The 15,598-nt window shown below is 70.8% G+C and carries 10 protein-coding genes; 2 read left to right on the top strand and 8 right to left on the bottom strand.

The window, feature by feature from the left end:
• Nucleotides 1–58 precede the first annotated feature (58 nt).
• Genes ABDW61_RS15035 through ABDW61_RS15005 form a run of 7 tightly spaced genes read right to left on the bottom strand, consistent with a single transcriptional unit; the run spans nt 59 to nt 12,827 of the window.
• The gene (locus ABDW61_RS15035; protein WP_343639736.1) at nt 59–2,734 is read right to left on the bottom strand and encodes a glycoside hydrolase family 2 protein; all 2,676 of its coding nucleotides are present in this window, start codon (nt 2,732–2,734) and stop codon (nt 59–61) included.
• A gap of 16 nt (nt 2,735–2,750) precedes the next feature.
• Nucleotides 2,751–5,192, bottom strand: coding sequence for a family 20 glycosylhydrolase (locus ABDW61_RS15030; RefSeq protein WP_343639735.1), 2,442 nt, complete (start codon nt 5,190–5,192; stop codon nt 2,751–2,753).
• An 11-nt stretch (nt 5,193–5,203) separates the two neighbouring features.
• The gene (locus ABDW61_RS15025) at nt 5,204–6,283 is read right to left on the bottom strand and encodes a glycosyl hydrolase family 18 protein (protein ID WP_343639734.1); all 1,080 of its coding nucleotides are present in this window, start codon (nt 6,281–6,283) and stop codon (nt 5,204–5,206) included.
• 48 nt (nt 6,284–6,331) lie between these two features.
• On the bottom strand, nt 6,332–8,020 hold the full coding sequence (locus tag ABDW61_RS15020) for an alpha-L-fucosidase (RefSeq protein WP_343639732.1): 1,689 nt from the start codon (nt 8,018–8,020) through the stop codon (nt 6,332–6,334).
• Between the two features lie 25 nt (nt 8,021–8,045).
• Nucleotides 8,046–10,304 (bottom strand): glycoside hydrolase family 2 TIM barrel-domain containing protein, encoded by a 2,259-nt coding sequence (locus tag ABDW61_RS15015; protein ID WP_343639730.1) that lies wholly within the window; start codon nt 10,302–10,304, stop codon nt 8,046–8,048.
• Between the two features lie 7 nt (nt 10,305–10,311).
• Nucleotides 10,312–11,535 (bottom strand): LacI family DNA-binding transcriptional regulator, encoded by a 1,224-nt coding sequence (locus ABDW61_RS15010; protein ID WP_343639728.1) that lies wholly within the window; start codon nt 11,533–11,535, stop codon nt 10,312–10,314.
• Complete coding sequence (locus ABDW61_RS15005) at nt 11,532–12,827, bottom strand: sugar MFS transporter (protein WP_343639726.1); 1,296 nt, start codon at nt 12,825–12,827, stop codon at nt 11,532–11,534. Before ABDW61_RS15005 ends, ABDW61_RS15010 begins: the two co-directional genes overlap by 4 nt.
• Nucleotides 12,828–13,067: 240 nt before the next feature.
• On the opposite strand from ABDW61_RS15005, the gene ABDW61_RS15000 reads away from it, so the two are divergent.
• Nucleotides 13,068–14,132 carry a glucokinase gene (locus ABDW61_RS15000; protein ID WP_343639724.1) on the top strand — a complete coding sequence of 355 codons (1,065 nt, stop codon included), beginning with the start codon at nt 13,068–13,070 and terminating at the stop codon, nt 14,130–14,132.
• A gap of 71 nt (nt 14,133–14,203) precedes the next feature.
• On the opposite strand, the gene ABDW61_RS14995 is transcribed toward ABDW61_RS15000, so the two are convergent.
• Nucleotides 14,204–15,052, bottom strand: a complete 849-nt coding sequence (locus ABDW61_RS14995) for an NAD(P)H-binding protein (protein ID WP_343639723.1) — start codon at nt 15,050–15,052, stop codon at nt 14,204–14,206.
• A gap of 130 nt (nt 15,053–15,182) precedes the next feature.
• On the opposite strand from ABDW61_RS14995, the gene ABDW61_RS14990 reads away from it, so the two are divergent.
• Nucleotides 15,183–15,596 carry a helix-turn-helix domain-containing protein gene (locus ABDW61_RS14990; protein ID WP_343639721.1) on the top strand — a complete coding sequence of 138 codons (414 nt, stop codon included), beginning with the start codon at nt 15,183–15,185 and terminating at the stop codon, nt 15,594–15,596.
• Nucleotides 15,597–15,598: the final 2 nt, after the last annotated feature.

Raw genomic sequence — 15,598 nt, 5'->3', positions numbered from 1 at the left:
CTACTGCACGCATGCGTCGATCCGCTTTTTGAGCGGACGATCTGTTGCCTGGCATCCGTCATCGCATTCGCGAGTCGGCCAGGGAACGAAGATTCAGATGGGCCTGCAGGTCCTCCTGCGAGGCCATGGCGCGCAGCGGGATCAGGACTTCCTCGCCGGCCGGGATGTCGCGCGCGTTGTCCGCGAGCTCCACCTCCAGCGGGCCGAAATCGATCCACACCGCACGGGCGAAGGCATCGGGCTTGATCGCGAGCCGCCACGCGCCGGGACCGCCGGCGGGATCCGGCTCCAGCCGCGTCTGCCAGCGCGGATCGGTCAGCTTCAGATCACGGGCGGACACGAAGTACACGGTCTGGCGGGCCGCCGCCCGGCCCTGCACCAGCAACTCGACCTCGGCCACGGTGCGCGCCGGATCCGCGCCCTGCAGCAGCTCGTCATCGGCGCGGTGCCAGACCGGCGTGACGGCCAGCGGCCGCGCGACGACGGTCGCGCGCTCGGTGCGCAGCACGCGGCCGTCCAGGTCCAGGATGCGCAGACGCAGCTCGGCGTCCTGAGGGCGGGTCCTGTCGGACACCACCGCGATCTCGGTCCCGCCGGCGCGGCGCAGCGCCGTCACCGTCGTGTCCGCGTAGAAGCGGCGCGCATGGAACTGCAGCGCCTTCCAGCGGCCGAAGACATCGACGCTGGACCAGGACGCCCCCGGCCACACGTCGTTGAGCTGCCAGTAGAGCGAGCCCATCGACCGCGGGCGCTGGCTGCGCAGATGGCTGGCGGCCAGCTCGATGCCCTCGGCCTGCATGACTTGGCTGAGGTAGACGAAGGACGCGAAGTCCTTGGGCTCGCCATAGCCCTTGCGGATGTAGAAGAGCAGCCGATCGTTGCCCACATCGGGTCCCGCGGCCACGCCGAATTTCTGATGCGCGCGCATCACGGGCGAGTCCAGCCGCAGGTCCTGCGGGCCGGCGAAACTGGCGATGGTGCGCATCTCGGGGTAGGACTGCAGGCCGTACTCCGACATGAAGCGCGGCGTGGTGTCGAGGAAGGTCTCGACCGGCGCGGAGCCGCCCCACACGCGCCAGAAATGCACGTCGCCATCGTCCATCTGGCCGGACGGCCCCTCCAGGTCGACGCCGGGCGAGGTGGCCCAGTAAGGCACGTCGGGCGCCTCGCGCTGCACGACGCCGCGCAGCACGTCGCCGAAGAGCTTGAGGTTGGCGCTCCACAGGCGCTCGCGCTCGTCGGGCGAGAGCCGGTTCTTGAAGGCCAGCGTGGCGTCCCAGGTCTCCCAGTCGGCCTGCACCTCGTTGCCGCCGCACCAGAGCACGATGCTCGGGTGGTCGCGCAGCCGGCGCACCTGCTCCACGGCCTCCTGGCGGACGTTCTCCTGGAAGGCGGTGTCGGCCGGCAGGATGGCGCCGCCGAACATGAAGTCCTGCCAGATCAGCAGGCCCAGCGCATCGGCCTCTTCGTAGAACGCGTCGCTCTCGTAATAGCCGCCGCCCCACAGGCGCAGCATGTTCATGTTGGCGCGCCTGGCGCTGAGCAGCAGCGCCCGCTGGCGCTCGCGCGTGACGCGGTTGGGGAAGCTGTCCAGCGGGATCATGTTCGCGCCCTTGGCGAACACGGGAATGCCATTGATGACGAAGGCGAAGCTCCGGCCCCAGGCGTCGTTCTCGCGCCGCAGCTCGACACTGCGCAGGCCGGTGCGGCGCTCGGCATGGCCCAATTCGACGCCGTCCTGCGTCAGGCTGGCGCGGAAGCGGTACATCGGCTGCTCGCCATAGCCGGCCGGGAACCAGCGCCGGGGTCGCTCGATGCGCACCGGCAGGCTGAGCGCGTTGCGGCCGGGGTCCAGCACCACGTCGCGGGTCAGCGTGAAGGGCTCGCCCTCGGGCGGCGTCACCTCGACCTGCAGCCGGGCTGCCTCGCCGCGGCCGGCCTGCACCTCCAGCTCGGCCTCGAGCTGCGCCACGCCTTCATCCACGCGTGGCTGGCGCACGTGGAAGTCCTCGATGCGCAGGCCATTCCAGCTCTCCAGACGCACCGGCTGCCAGATGCCCAGCGTCACGAAGCGCGGGCCCCAGTCCCAGCCGTACTGGTACTGCGCCTTGCGGACGTAGGTCGCGGTGGCCACGCCCTTGGGCTCGTCACCGAACTGCGAGTCATAGGCGCCCGGCAGCGCGTAGGGCTGCTTCAGCAGCCAGGGCTGCATCTTCCTGATCGGTGATTGCAGCCGCACGAGCAGCGTGTTGCGGCCCGGCTTGAGCAGCGACTTGGCCGGCAGGCGCCAGCGGCGGAACATGTTGTCCGTGGCGGCCAGGGCCTGCCCGTTGAGGCTGACCTGCGCGAAGGTGTCCAGCCCGTCGAAGACCAGCTCCACCTGCTCGCGCGACAGCGTCGCGGCATCGACGTCGAAGGCCAGCCGGTACTCCCAGTCCGACAGGCCGATCCATTGCAGCCGGGCTTCGTTCTCGCCGTGGAAGGGATCGGGGATCAAGCGCGCGTCCAGCAGGTCCGTCTGCACCGTGCCGGGCACGGTGGCGCCGCGCCAGTCCGCGGCCCCGGGATGCGCCTTGGCGGCCTCGGGATCCGCGAGGCGGAACTGCCAGCCGCTGTTCAGCGGCTGCGTGTGCAGTTGCGCCAGCGCCCAGGGCGCTGCGCTGCTCAGCAGCGCGGCCACGCCCAGTCCGCGCAGCGCGCGGCGGCAGCCGGTCAGGAAGGGAAAGGGAGGCATCTTGGGGCGTCCTTGATCAAGGCCGGGCGGGCTCGGCGGCCAGCAGGCGCGCCGCGTCGATCGCGTATAGCGGGCCGTGGATGGGCGCGGTGAAGCGCAGGCACAGGTCCTGCACGCCGGTCAGCGGTGGCAGCGGCGCCTTCAGCGTGAAGGCCTGCGGCGCGCTGCCGGCAGGCAGCGGCAGCGACGCGATCAGTGGCCCGGTGCAATCGCCTTGCCGCACCTCGAGCTCCCCCGCCGGCGTGCGGGCCGGGTGCTGGACGACCTTGACCGCGTCCTGCGCCAGGCCGTAGTTGCGGGCCAGCCGGCCGGCATCGACCGCGATGCCCTGCACGCCGTCCAGGCGCGCGCGCGGATAGATCCAGCAGGCATCGAGCAGATTGACGTTGAAGACGGGGGCCCAATCGGTCGCCTCGGTCCGCAGCGGCACGCGCAGGCCCATCTCGCCGGACGGGCAGGCCTGCAGCTGGTTGCTGGAGCGGGTCAGCAACGTCGCGGTGTCGAAGCGCTGCTCGCGCACGGCGGCGAGCGGCCGGCCCGCGGCATCGAAGGCCACCGCGCGCACGCGCGCGGGCAGCGTGACGATCAGCGGCTTTCCGTCGGCTTCCACCGTCAGCGACGCGGGACCTGGGTCGGAGCCGTCGAGCGTGTAGCGGATCTGCCCGTAGCCGAGTTGATTGCCCAGCCGCACCGGCGCCTGGCCGGCGGCGAGCATCGCGGCCGCGCCGCCGTCGATGTCGAAGCGCACCGCGAAGGCGCTGTCGGCGGCGTTCACGCCCTGGCGCAGATAGCGTGCCCGCTGCAGCGCCAGGCGCGGCACGAAGCCGCGCCAATCGCGCAGCGCGGCCGGCGACCAGGCCACCTCCGCCACGGCGGCCAGGCGCGGGAAGATCGCGTGCTCGCGGTGCTGGCGCGACGGCATGTACTCGGTCCACAGCGCGGCCTCCAGGCCCAGCACGTGCCGGGCGCGGTCGGCGTCCAGGCCGGCGGGCATGGGCTCGAAGGCATGGACCTTCTCGATGGGCAACTGGGCCAGGCGCCCTTCCGGCTCGTCGTCACCCGCGCTCTGCAGGTTGTCGAGGTAGAGCGAACCGGCCGGTGCCAGCACCACGTCGTGGCCCAGGTTGGCGGCCGCGACGGCGCCCTCGGTGCCGCGCCAGGACATGACGGACGCGCCCGCGGGCAGGCCGCCTTCCAGGATCTCGTCCCAGCCGATCAGCCGGCGGCCGCGGCTGTCCAGGTAGCGTCCGATGCGGCCGATGAACCAGCTCTGCAGCGCTTCCTCGTTGGCCAGGCCCAGCGCGCGGATGCGGGCCTGCACGCTCGGCGAGGCCTTCCACTGGTCCTTGATCGCCTCGTCGCCGCCGACGTGGATGAAGGGCGACGGGAACACCGCCATCACCTCGTCCATCACCTGCTCGATGAAGCGCAGGGTGGATTCATCGGCGTTGTAGAGATAGGGGTTCACGCCGTAGTCGACCGCCACGGCGGGCCGAGGATGGCGGCCCGGGCCATCGCCGATGTCCACGCCCAGGCGCGGATACGCGGCGACCGCGGCCTGCGCGTGGCCGGGCATGTCCAGCTCGGGCACGACGGTGATCTGGCGCTCGGCGGCATAGGCCACCAGCTCGCGCATCTGCGCCTGCGTGTAGAAGCCGCCATAGCGGGCCGGCTCGCCGCCGGGCGGCGTGCGCCAGCCGCCGATGCGGGTCAGGTCGGGATAGCGCTTGATCTCCAGGCGCCAGCCCTGGTCGTCGCTCAGGTGCAGGTGCAGCACGTTGAGTTTGTGCAGCGCCATCTGATCGACCAGGGCCTTCAGCTCGTCCAGCGGCGCGAAGTGGCGCACGACGTCCAGCATCAGGCCGCGCCAGCCGAAGCGCGGCTGGTCGACGATGCGCAGCATCGGCACGTCGACGCCGGCGCGCGTGTCATCAGCCTTGGCGCTGGCGTTGGCGTTGGCATCGAACAGCTGCCACAGGCTCACGCCCGCATACAGGAGACCAGCGTCGTCGCGCGCTTGCAGCGTGACGCCGGCAGGCGTCACCGCCAGCTCGTAGGCGCCCTTGGGATCGGCGTCGATGCGGGCGTCTCGGCGCAGCACGATCGCGCCGCTGGAACCCTCCCGCACCTGCAGGCGCAGGTGGTGGTCCAGCCAGGCCATGGCGGCGAGGAAGCGTGCCGCGCGCTGTGCACCGCGGTCGCCGGCCGGCACTGCGATGACAGCGCCCGGCGCCAGGCGCAACGTGCCCTCGCCGCGCGTGAGCTGCGCCGGCAGCGGCACCAGCGGCAGCACGTCCGCCGGCATCGGCAAGGAGGCGGCGGGCGCCTCGATGCCGGCATGCGCGGCACCGGCGGCGGCCAGCGCGAGCACCAGCTGCAACGCACGCGGCAGGCGCAGCGTGGACGACAGCGGCGGCGTGCGCGGCACGGTCGCGTTGGCGGGACGGCGGGATCGCATCGACCGCGTCCTCAGCGCCGCGACAGCGGCAGTTCGTCCCAGACGGCCGGGTCTTCCGCGCCGATCACCCAGGCGCTGAAGCCGTCGATGCCCGCGGCCTTGACCAGCGCATAGCGCTCGCGGAAGCCGCGCGCGTCGGGCATGAACACCCATTCGCGCATCTGGTCGCGCTCGAACCAGTAGTAGGACGTGCGATCGACCTCGTCCCAGCGAATCGTGGCGCCATAGGTGGCGGCCAGCGGGATGGACTCGTCGGCATCGATGTAGTCGCCGACGATGTTGGGCGCCTCCTTGCCGTCCTCGCGCACCGGGTTGCCGGTCGACCAGCGGTAGCCGTACAGCGCGATGCCCAGCGAGAGCTTGTGCCTGGGCACCACCTTGAGCGCGTAGTCCAGGTGCTCCTTCATCCAGGGATAGCCGTCCACCGGGCCGGGCGCGGTCCAGCGGGTGTGCTGGTCATAAGTCATCAGCGACACCAGGTCGGTGACCTTGCCCAGCGCCTCCAGGTCGTAGGCGCCGCGCCAGAACTCCCACATCCACTTGGAGAAGGGACCGCGGCCCGACGCGCCCGGCGCGTTCGGCACCACGGCGACGCTCAGCTGCAGGCCGGCCTTGTGCAGCGCGTCGGCCGTGCCCTTGGCCATGCGCGTGAAGGCGTCGCGATCGGTCCAGGCGATGTTCTCGAAGTCGTACTGGAAGCCGATGAAGCCGTGCTCCTTGGCGGCGCGCAGCAGCGACGCGTTCATGCGCGCCTGCGCCTGCTCGTCGTGCAGCAGCTTGTGGAAGCCCTCGCGGGTGGTCGTCATCGACACGATGGGCATCACCGGAACGCCCTTGCTCTTGGCCAGCGACAGCACGAAGGGATTGGGCGCGCCGTTGACCAGGCCGGCCGCGTCGACGCCGTACCAGGTCGGCACCAGCAGGTCGACCTTGTCGGCATGGGCGACGAAGGCGTTGACCGACTTCTGCGTCTCCATCATGTAGAAGAGCGCGCGCGGCCCGGCCTGGGCCTGCTGCGCGAGGCCCGCCAGGAGCAGCAGCAAGGGCGCGGCACACAGCCGCAGGCACCGGAGGAAGGGGGAATCAGACATGGAGGGATCGGTGGTTGGGTGTCTGGAGGTGTCGCGGGCAGGCGCTGCTCAGCGCGACTCGATCTTGAAGACGTAGGCATGACGGCCCACGGGGTCCTTGGGCACGCGCAGGTGCAGGCCCGCGGCGTCTTGCGTGAAGGGGATATCGCTGCGGTCCGCGAGCAGCGTGACGCGCTTGACGGGCGCCGCCAGCGCGCTCGGCGCCAGCGAGCGGATCAGCAGCTCCTGCCGTCCGTCGTCGCGCGCGGCCGGCCAGCCCAGGCCGATGGCGTAGAGCACCGGGCCTTGCGTGGTGAAGCGGAAATCCTCGGGCGTGTAGGGCTTGGCGTTGCGGTCCTGGAAAGTGCCGCCGACCACTTCCGTGGGGCCTTCGCCGAAGCGGGTCCACGGCCGGCTGCCGTAGATGGCCTCGCCATTGAGCTTGAGCCACTCGCCCATCTCCAGCAGGATGTCGCGCGCCGGCTCGGGGATGCTGCCGTCGCCGCGCGGGCCGATGTTGAGCAGCAGGTTGCCGTTCTTGGACACCACGTCGATCAGTTGATGCAGCAGTTGGCCGGCCGGCTTGTAGGTGTCGCCGTCGATGTAGCCCCAGGAGGCGTTGCTGATGGAGGTGTCGGTCTGCCAGGTCTGCGGCTGGATGCCGACCATCTGACCGCGCTCGACGTCGTAGGTGCCGGCACCCTGCGGGAAGGCGTCGAGCTTGAAGTCGATGACGGTGGCCTCGCCGCGGCGCGCGCCCTGGTTGTAGTAGTACGCGGCGAAGCTGGGCATGGTGTGCGCCCGCATGCTCGCGTGGCCGATCCACCAGTCGAAATACATCAGGTCCGGCTTGTAGGTGTCGACCAGCTCGGCGGTGCGGGCGAGCCAGTCGTCCAGCCAGGCCTGGGACACATAGGTCCAGTCGTGCGGCAGGTCGCCGTCGTCCTTGCCATGCAGCTCGCGCAGCTGCGCCGGGCCATAGAGCGCGGCATAGCGCGGATCGTTGACGTCGGAGGCGATGCGGCGGCCGCCGTCGAAGAACCAGTCGTGCTCGGCGCGGTGAGACGAGGTGCCGAAGCGCATGCCTTCGGCGCGGATGGCCTTGGCCAGCTCGCCCAGCACGTCGCGCTGGGGGCCCATGGTGGCGGCCGTCCAATCGCTCAGGCGCGAGCGGTACATCGCGAAGCCGTCATGGTGCTCCGCCACCGGCACGACGTAGCGGGCGCCAGCCTGCGCGAACAGCCGCGCCCAGGCCTTGGGATCGAAGCGCTCGGCCTTGAAGCGGGCGATCAGGTCCTTGTAGCCGAACACGGCCGGCGAGCCGTAGGTCGCCAGGTGGTGCTCATGGGGCTTGCTGCCCGCCTGGTACATCTCCCGCGAGTACCACTCGTTGCCGAAGGCCGGCAGCGAGAAGACGCCCCAGTGCACGAAGATGCCGAACTTCGCGTCCGCGTACCACTGCGGCGTCTTGTAGCCCTGCAGCGAGGTCCAGTCCGCACGGAAGGGGCCGGCTGCGACACCGGCCTGCACCTGGCGCAGCACGCGAGCGCGCTCGCCATCGAACTTGCTCACCGACTGGCGCCAGATGGCGTCGATCTCGGCCGGCGACAGCGTGGCCGCGGTGGGCGCGGTCGGGTCGGCGGCCGGCGCCACCGAGGCCGTCTGCGCATGCACGCAGGCCGGCCCGAAGGCGGCCATCGTGGTCAGGACGCTCGCGACGGTCATGGCGCTCAGGCGGCGGTGGCGGGAGGCGGACATACGGGGAGGACTTCCTGTGAGGAGTTCAGCGATCCACCGGCGCGGCGGCATCGGGGATGAGAGCGGGAGCGGGGGTGGGCCTTGCCTCGGCGGGGAACGGCGCGGCGCCCAGGCGCAGCGCGGCCTGCTCCAGCCGGCTCTCGAGCACGAGCGCGCCGTCAGGCGCGACCACGCGCAGTCGCAGCGTCGCGGCCGGCAGGCCCTTCTCCGCCGGCCACCGGCCTTGCAGCGTGAACGGGGCGGCGAGGTCCGGCAGGCCTTGCGCGCCCTGCCCGATCAGCCGGCCGTCGCGGTCCGTCATGCGCCACTCGGCCCGGTAGCCCAGCAGCGGATAGGAAGGCAGTTGCGCCGCGCCATTGGCCTGCAGCACGGCCTGGAAGCCCGACAGCCCCTCGCCTTCCCACGCCCAGCCCAGGCGGGCCGTCAGCGGCGCGTTGCGCTGCTGGTAGGCGGCATATGAGGGCTTGCGCTGGCGATGCTCGTCGACCACGCCGTGGTCCACGTAGCCGGCGGTCTCGCCGGCGGCCAGGTTGCGATGCGACTTGTAGTCCTGGTAGATCCAGAAGATCGCGCCCGCGACGAAGTCACGCCGGGCGAAGGCGTCGAGCTGCTGGCGCAGGTTGGCGATGCGCTGGCGGTCGGCCTCGGCGGCGTTCGGCGCGAAGGGGCCGACGAAGCCGTACTCGGAGATGACCAGCGCCTTCTCCGGATAGGTCTTCTGGATGAAGTCCAGCCAGGGCTCGACCTGTTCGGCGGCGCCGCTCCAGCTGCCGGAGTAGGCGTTGGCCATGAGGAAGTCGGCCTCGTGCAGCGCGGCGTTGTCGCGCCAGGGCGCGATGCTCACGTCGGAGTCCGCGAAGGTGAAGAAGCGTGTGGGGTCGAGCCGGCGGACCGCCGCCTTCATGCGCCGCACGTAGTCCAGGCCGCCGGGCAGGCGCGTGTCGCTCTCGTTGCAGACGCTCCACGCGAAGATGCTGGCGTGGTTGCCGTCCGCGGCGATCATCTCGCCCAGCATCCGCTCGGCCAGGGCCTGCACGCGCGGGTCCTTCAACTGCGCCTCGCTGAACTGCCACACCGGGATCTCCGGCACCAGCAGGATGCCGTGGCGATCGGCGTAGTCGAGCACCGCGGGCGGCTGCGGATAGTGCACCGGCCGCGTCAGCGTCGTGTGCAGCGCGCGCAGGTCGTCCCAGTCATGCAGGATGCTGCCGCGGGTCTCGGCCAGGCCTTCCCAGGGCGTGTCCTCGTGGCGCGTCAGGCCGGTCAGCCGCACCGGACGATCGTTGACCCAGAGCTTGCGATCGCGCAGTTCGATGCGGCGCAGGCCCAGCGTGTCGGTGCGCGTGTCCAGCACCTGGCCTTGCTCGTCCTGCAGCTCGGTGACCACGCGGTAGAGCTGGCCGTCGCCGATGTTCCACAGCCGCGGACGGGCGATGGACAGGCGCAGGTCCGCGCTGCCCTTGCCCCCTGGCGGCAGTTCCAGCGGTTGACGCGCGGCGGCGGCTGTCGCGCCGTCCGGCGCGAAGGCGGTCGTGACCACCTGCAAGCGGCGCGCGTGGGTGCTGGCGTTCTCCAGCTCGACGCGGGCATCGACCCGCGCGGGCGCCTCGCCGGTGCCGCGGCCGGCCAGGGCGCCGCTCAGCGTGGCACGCAGCGTCTGGCGGCGCACCAGCGCGCCATCGCCGACGCTCAGCCACACGTCGCGCACCAGGCCGCCGAAATGCCACCAGTCGTACCAGACGCTGCCGCTGCCCGCCAGGCGCATCGCGTGGCCGGGAATGCTGCTCGCGGTCGGCCGGTTGTCGACGGCGACCACCAGCAGATTCGGCTGGCCGCGCCGCAGCAGCCGGCTGATGTCGAAGGCATGGGCCGTGTGGCCGCCCTCGTGCTGACCGACCTCCACGCCGTTGAGCCAGACGCGGCTGCGATAGAACGCGGCGCCGAAGTTCAGCTCGACATGCGCGTCCGCCGCCAGCGGCAGCGTCAGGTCGAGCCGGCGGAAATACCAGCCGGTGCCCTCGAAGTCGACGTCCGGCTCGGTCTCGGCATTCCAGGTGTGGGGCACGCTCACGCTGCGCGTGCGCGCCGGCACGGCGCCGGTCCAGCCGGCAGCCACGCCCTGGTCCTTCGGATCGGTGCGGAACTGCCAGCCGTCGGTGACGTCGATGCGCGTGGCGGCTTCGGCCAGCGCCGGCATGACGGCCAGCGGCAGCGCGAGGCTCGCCAGCACGGCCAACCGGGACAGTGGAGCCGTCATCGCGCGCAGTAGGGGGTGGCGTCGCATGACGGTCTCAGCGGCGGCGCGGGGGCGCGGCGGAGCCCCGCACCACGAGCTCGGGCGTGAACTGCTCGGCGCCCAGGTCCAGCGGCCGGCCCGACTGGGCGTGGCGCACGCGCTCGATCAGGCGCAGCGCGGCGCGGCGGCCGATCTCGACCGTGTCCTGCCGCGCGGTGGTCAGCGGCGGCCAGGTGAGCTGCGAGAAGGGGCTGTCCTCGAAACCGGCGATGGCCAGGTCGCTGGGCACGTCGAAGCCGACCGAGCGGGCCGCGGCCAGCACGCCGGCCGCGATCTCGTCGTTGCTGCCGAACACGGCCGTCGGCGGCGCGCTCATCGCCAGCAGCTTGCGAGCGCGGCGGAAGCCGGAGTTGAAGTTGAACTCGCCCTCCAGCACCAGCTGCGGATCGACCTCCACGCCGTAGTCGCGCATCGCGTCCATGTAGCCGGCATAGCGCTGGACGCTGGACTCGTAGTAGCCCTCGCCCCAGAGGAAGCTGATGCGGCTGTGGCCCAACTGGATGAGGTGCTCGGTGACGGCGTGGGCGGCGCGGCGGTCGTCCACGCGCACACAGTCCTGCATGTCGCGCGGGTCGTCGCCGGCCGAGACGATGCGGATCACCGCCACGCCGTGCGCCGCCAGCGCCTGGACCAGATCGCGCTGCTCCGACATCGGCGGCGCCAGCACCAGGCCAGCCAGGCGAGAGCGCCGCACCAGGGCCAGCAGTTCCTCGATGGAGCCCAGCGCCGGCGTGCCGCAGGGATGGATCTGCAGGCCATAGCCCTGCTCGCGGCAGGCGGACAGCACGCCGTTCTGCAGGCTGACCAGGTAGTGCGCGTTCGGGTTGCTGTAGACCAGGCCCAGGGCGAAGGAATGCGTGCCGCGCAGGCTGCGCGCCAGCGGATCGGACTGGTAGTTCAGCGCGGCGATGGCCTGGCGCACGCGCTCGCGCATCTCCGGACGCACGGCCGCGTCCTCGTTGATCACGCGCGACACGGTCTTGAGCGACACGCCCGCGGCCTCGGCCACATCCCGGATCGAGGCGCGCGCGGGCGCGGCGGCCCGGGGCTCGCCGGCGGCGTCGATGGGCTCGGCCACGGCCTCGGCGCCCTCGGCGCCCTCGGCGCCCTCACCCGTCCTGCCGGGCCGCGCCGCCTTGACGAGCTTCGCGGGCTTGGCCGCCTTGGCAGTCTTGCCCGGCGGGGACGCGGCGGTCCGGGTCTTGGGGGACGTCTTCATTCCGCATCCCCTTCGCGCAGGCCAACGCGATAGCCGGCCAGGCCGTAGTAGAGGATGTACAGATAGCACGGCGCCATCAGGGCCAGGAACACGAACTGGAAGTCGTAGTGCTGCTTGAGCACCGCGAAGGCCTGCGGAATGATCGCGCCGCCCGCGATGCCCATGATCAGCAGCGCGGCGCCGCGCTCGGTGGCCTCGCCCAGCGAGCGGATCGCGAGCGGGAAGATGGCGGGCCACATCATCGCATTGGCGAATCCCAGCGCGGCGACGAAGGCCACCGAGACATAGCCTTGCGTGGTCCACGCGCACAGCGACAGCACGACGCCCAGCGACGCGGACACCGCCAGATAGCGCTGCTGGGAGATGTACTTCGGGATCAGGACCAGGCCCGCCACGTAGCCCAGCAGCATCGCCACCAGCGTGAACGAGGTGAAGAACTTGGTCTGGTCGGCCGGCAGGTTGAAGCCCGCGCCGTAGGTGCCGATCGCGTCGCCGGCCATCACTTCCGCGCCGACGTAGACGAACAGGCACAGCACGCCCAGCCACAGGTGCGGGAAGGCGAGCACGCCTCGTTTCGCGCCAGTGGCGGCGGGCTCGCCGCGGTTGGCCTCGGCGGCGCGGATGTCCGGCAGCGGCGAGCGCAGGATGCCCACGGCCAGCACGGCCAGCACGCCGGCCATGATCATGTAGGGCGTGTGGATCTTCTGCGCGAAGGCGTTCAGCAGGATGTCGCGCGTGGCGGCGTCCGCCGTCTTCAGGCTCTGCGCCAGGCCGCCGACGTCGGACAGCACCACCGCGCCCAGCAGCAGCGGCGCGAGGATGCCGGCCACCTTGTTGCAGATGCCCATCCAGGCGATGCGCTGGGCGGCGCTCTCGATCGGGCCGACGATGCTGATGTAGGGATTGGCGGCGGTCTGCAGCAGCGACAGGCCCGCGCCGATCACGAACAGCCCGGTCAGCGCGCCGGGATACAGGCGCATCGACACGAACTGGCCGAAGACCATCGCGCCCGCGGCGATGACCAGCAGGCCGATGGCCATGCCGCGCTTCATGCCGGTGCGCTTGAACACCGCGGCCGACGGCAGGGCCAGGAAGAAGTAGGACAGATAGAACGCCATCGGCACGAGGAAGGCGTTCACGTCGTCCAGATCGAAGGCCAGCTTCACGAAGGCGATCAACGGTCCGTTGATCCAGGTGAAGAAGCCCATGATGAAGAACAACAGGCCAATGATCGCCACCGGACCGAGCGGCGCTCGATTCGCGGATGGGGAGACGGTTCCGGCGATGGGCATTCTGGGCCTCCGAGGTGAGCAGACTTGTTTATCTTTCTTGATGACACTGTTGTCAATCGAGTCACGCCACTGTCTCAGTTGCGCACTACCGCTAAACATCCGATCACCACAGGGGAAAGTCGATCAGCACGGCGATTCAAGCCCGGAAAGCCGAGGGAAAACACCGAGCCTCGGCGGTCTCTTCTGTCCGATTCAGACATCGATTGACAACAGTGTCATTTGCGCTTGAAACTCTTTCGAATGCGCTCTTCCCTGCCTTCGTTCGAACCCGGCACGCCCGGTCCTGGCGTCTTCTTTCTCGCGGCCGACGTGGGGGGCACCCACGCGCGCGTCGGGCTGGGCCGCACGCTGCGCGCGGCACCGGGCGACTGTCCGGTGGAGCTGCTGCACGGCGAGGTCTTTGCCTGCGCGCAGTGGCCCGGGCTGGGCGAGCTGCTGGCGGCCTTCGTCGCCAGGCTGGCGGAGACGCCCTGGGGCGGCGAGGCGACTATCGAGGCCTGCGTGCTGGCGTGCGCCGGCTATGTGCAGGAGGACCAGGTCGTGAACCGCAACCTGCCGTGGCCGGTATCGATCTCCGCGCTGCGGCAGCGGCTGGGTCTTGAGCGGCTCACGGTGATCAACGACTTCGAGGCGCTGGCGCACGCGGTGCCGTACGTCAAGCCGCGGGACATGCGCCCACTGATGACGGGCGACGGCAGCGCGGGGGGGCTGGCCTCCGGGACGATCGTCGTCATGGGGCCGGGCACGGGTCTGGGCTGCGCGGCCGTTCTGCCGGGCAGCGCGGGGCCGCAGGTGCTGCCGACGGAGGCGGCGCATGTGTCGCTCGCACCGGGCACCGCGCGCGAGATCGACATCCTGCGTCTGCTGGCGGGCGACCGCGGCCATGTGCCGGTGGAGAACGCGCTGTCGGGGCCGGGGCTGCTCAAGCTGTACCGGGCGATCTCGACGCTGCGCGGCGAGTCACCCGCGCTGGACACGCCGGCGGCGGTGACGGGCGCGGCGCTGGAGCAGCGCTCGGAGGCCGCGATCGAGGCGCTGAGCACCTTCTGCGCCCTGCTGGGCAGTTTCGCGGCGGACTTGGCGGCGCTCTACGGCGCCCATGGCGGGATCCTGCTCGCGGGCGGGATCCTTCCCAGGATCGAGCCCTTCCTGCAGCAGAGCGATTTCAAGAAGCGCTTCCTCAACAAGGGCGTGCTGGCGCCGTTCCTCGAGCGCGTGCCGGTCCACCTGATCGACCATGGCGACCTGGGCGTACTGGGAGCGGCGTGCTGGCTGGAGCGGGAGCTCGGGCGCCAAGGGGGCTGAGACACGCCGGCAGCTCCGACCTCAAAGGCGCCCGGGTGCGCGGAATCGCGCACCCTGGGGCAGTGCCACCATCAGACCGCGGCGGCCGCGAGGATCTGCCCCAGCGACTTCGGCGGCCGGCCCGACAGGCGCTCGATGTCAGTCGTGACCACGTCGAAGTCGCCTCGCACGAAGCTCTTCTTGATATCGGCCATGACGTTGACCACGATCTCGGGCAGGCCTGCCTGGGACAACCCGCCTCGCAACTGCGCCTCATCGATGACGGCGAATCCCAGCGGCTTGCCCAGGACCTGCGACGCCGTCCGCGCGCGCTCCTCGCCGCTGACGGCGGCCGGACCCGTGGCGTTGTAGATGGCGCCGGCATGCCCGTCGCCGAGCAGCGCGCCGGCCGCCGCAGCGGCCAGATCGTCGCGCGAGACGTAGGCGACGCGCTCCTCGCCAAGTCCCGTCAGCACGCCCATGGCCGCGGACATCTGGATCTCCTGCGCCATCGACTCCGCGAAGTAGTTCATCCGCAGGATCGTCCAGAGCGGCGCGGTCCGGATGAGATGCTGCTCAGCCGTCCAGTAAGGTTCAATGAGGGACGGCACCTCCGCCTTGCGCGTGCCGGCGGCCGACACCAGGAAGAGATGCTGGACACCTGCCGCCACTGCGGCGTCGATGGCGCCTCGCAGTTGCCGGCCACGGACGCCGGGCGAGAGGTCGGCGCTGGGAATCAGCAACAGGCGATCAAGACCCGCGAAGGCGGCGGACAGCGTCTGCGGCGCATCGAAGTCGCCCCACCGGCCCTCGGCCGGGCTCCGCACCGTGCCGGGCGAGCGTGAGATGCCCACGAGCTCGTGGCCGCCGCCGCGCTGGGCCAGTTCCTTCAGGACCGACTGCCCCAGTTGGCCACTCGCGCCGCTGATACCAATCTTCATGTCACAGATCCTCTGCAGTTACGAACAAAATGTGCGTGGAACTTTGCGGCAAGGGGCCTCTCTCCGCAAGAACGCACGGCGACGTGCGCTACGAACATCGGTGTGCGTACCGGCAGATCAGGAAACGGAAATGAGCAAGCTTCGAGCAGTCCCTCCATCGCCCGAGGAACCGGCGGCCCCCGACCACGCGACCTGCCGCGCGGTGGGTCAGATCCTCGATCGCGTCGGGGACAAGTGGAGCGTGATGGCGGTCGGCACGCTGTCCAAGGGTCCGATGCGTTTCAACGAGATGATGCGCACGATCGGCGGCGTCTCGCACCGCATGCTGACCTTGACGCTGCGTGGATTGGAGCGCGATGGGCTGGTCAAACGCACCGTCTTCCCGACGGTCCCGCCCAAGGTCGAGTACGAGCTGACGGCGCTGGGCAGCTCCCTCATCGAACCGCTGAAGACACTGGCCATCTGGGCGCAGGAGCACCGTCCCGCGGTCGAGGCGGCGCGCGCGAAGTTCGATGGCGAGGAGCCGCGCAAACGCGCTGGTTGAAC

The sequence above is a fragment of the Roseateles sp. genome (assembly GCF_039595595.1).
GTDB lineage: Bacteria > Pseudomonadota > Gammaproteobacteria > Burkholderiales > Burkholderiaceae_C > Roseateles.
Note: the sequence above shows the minus strand (reverse complement) of the source record. Positions and strands in the feature narration are given on the sequence as shown.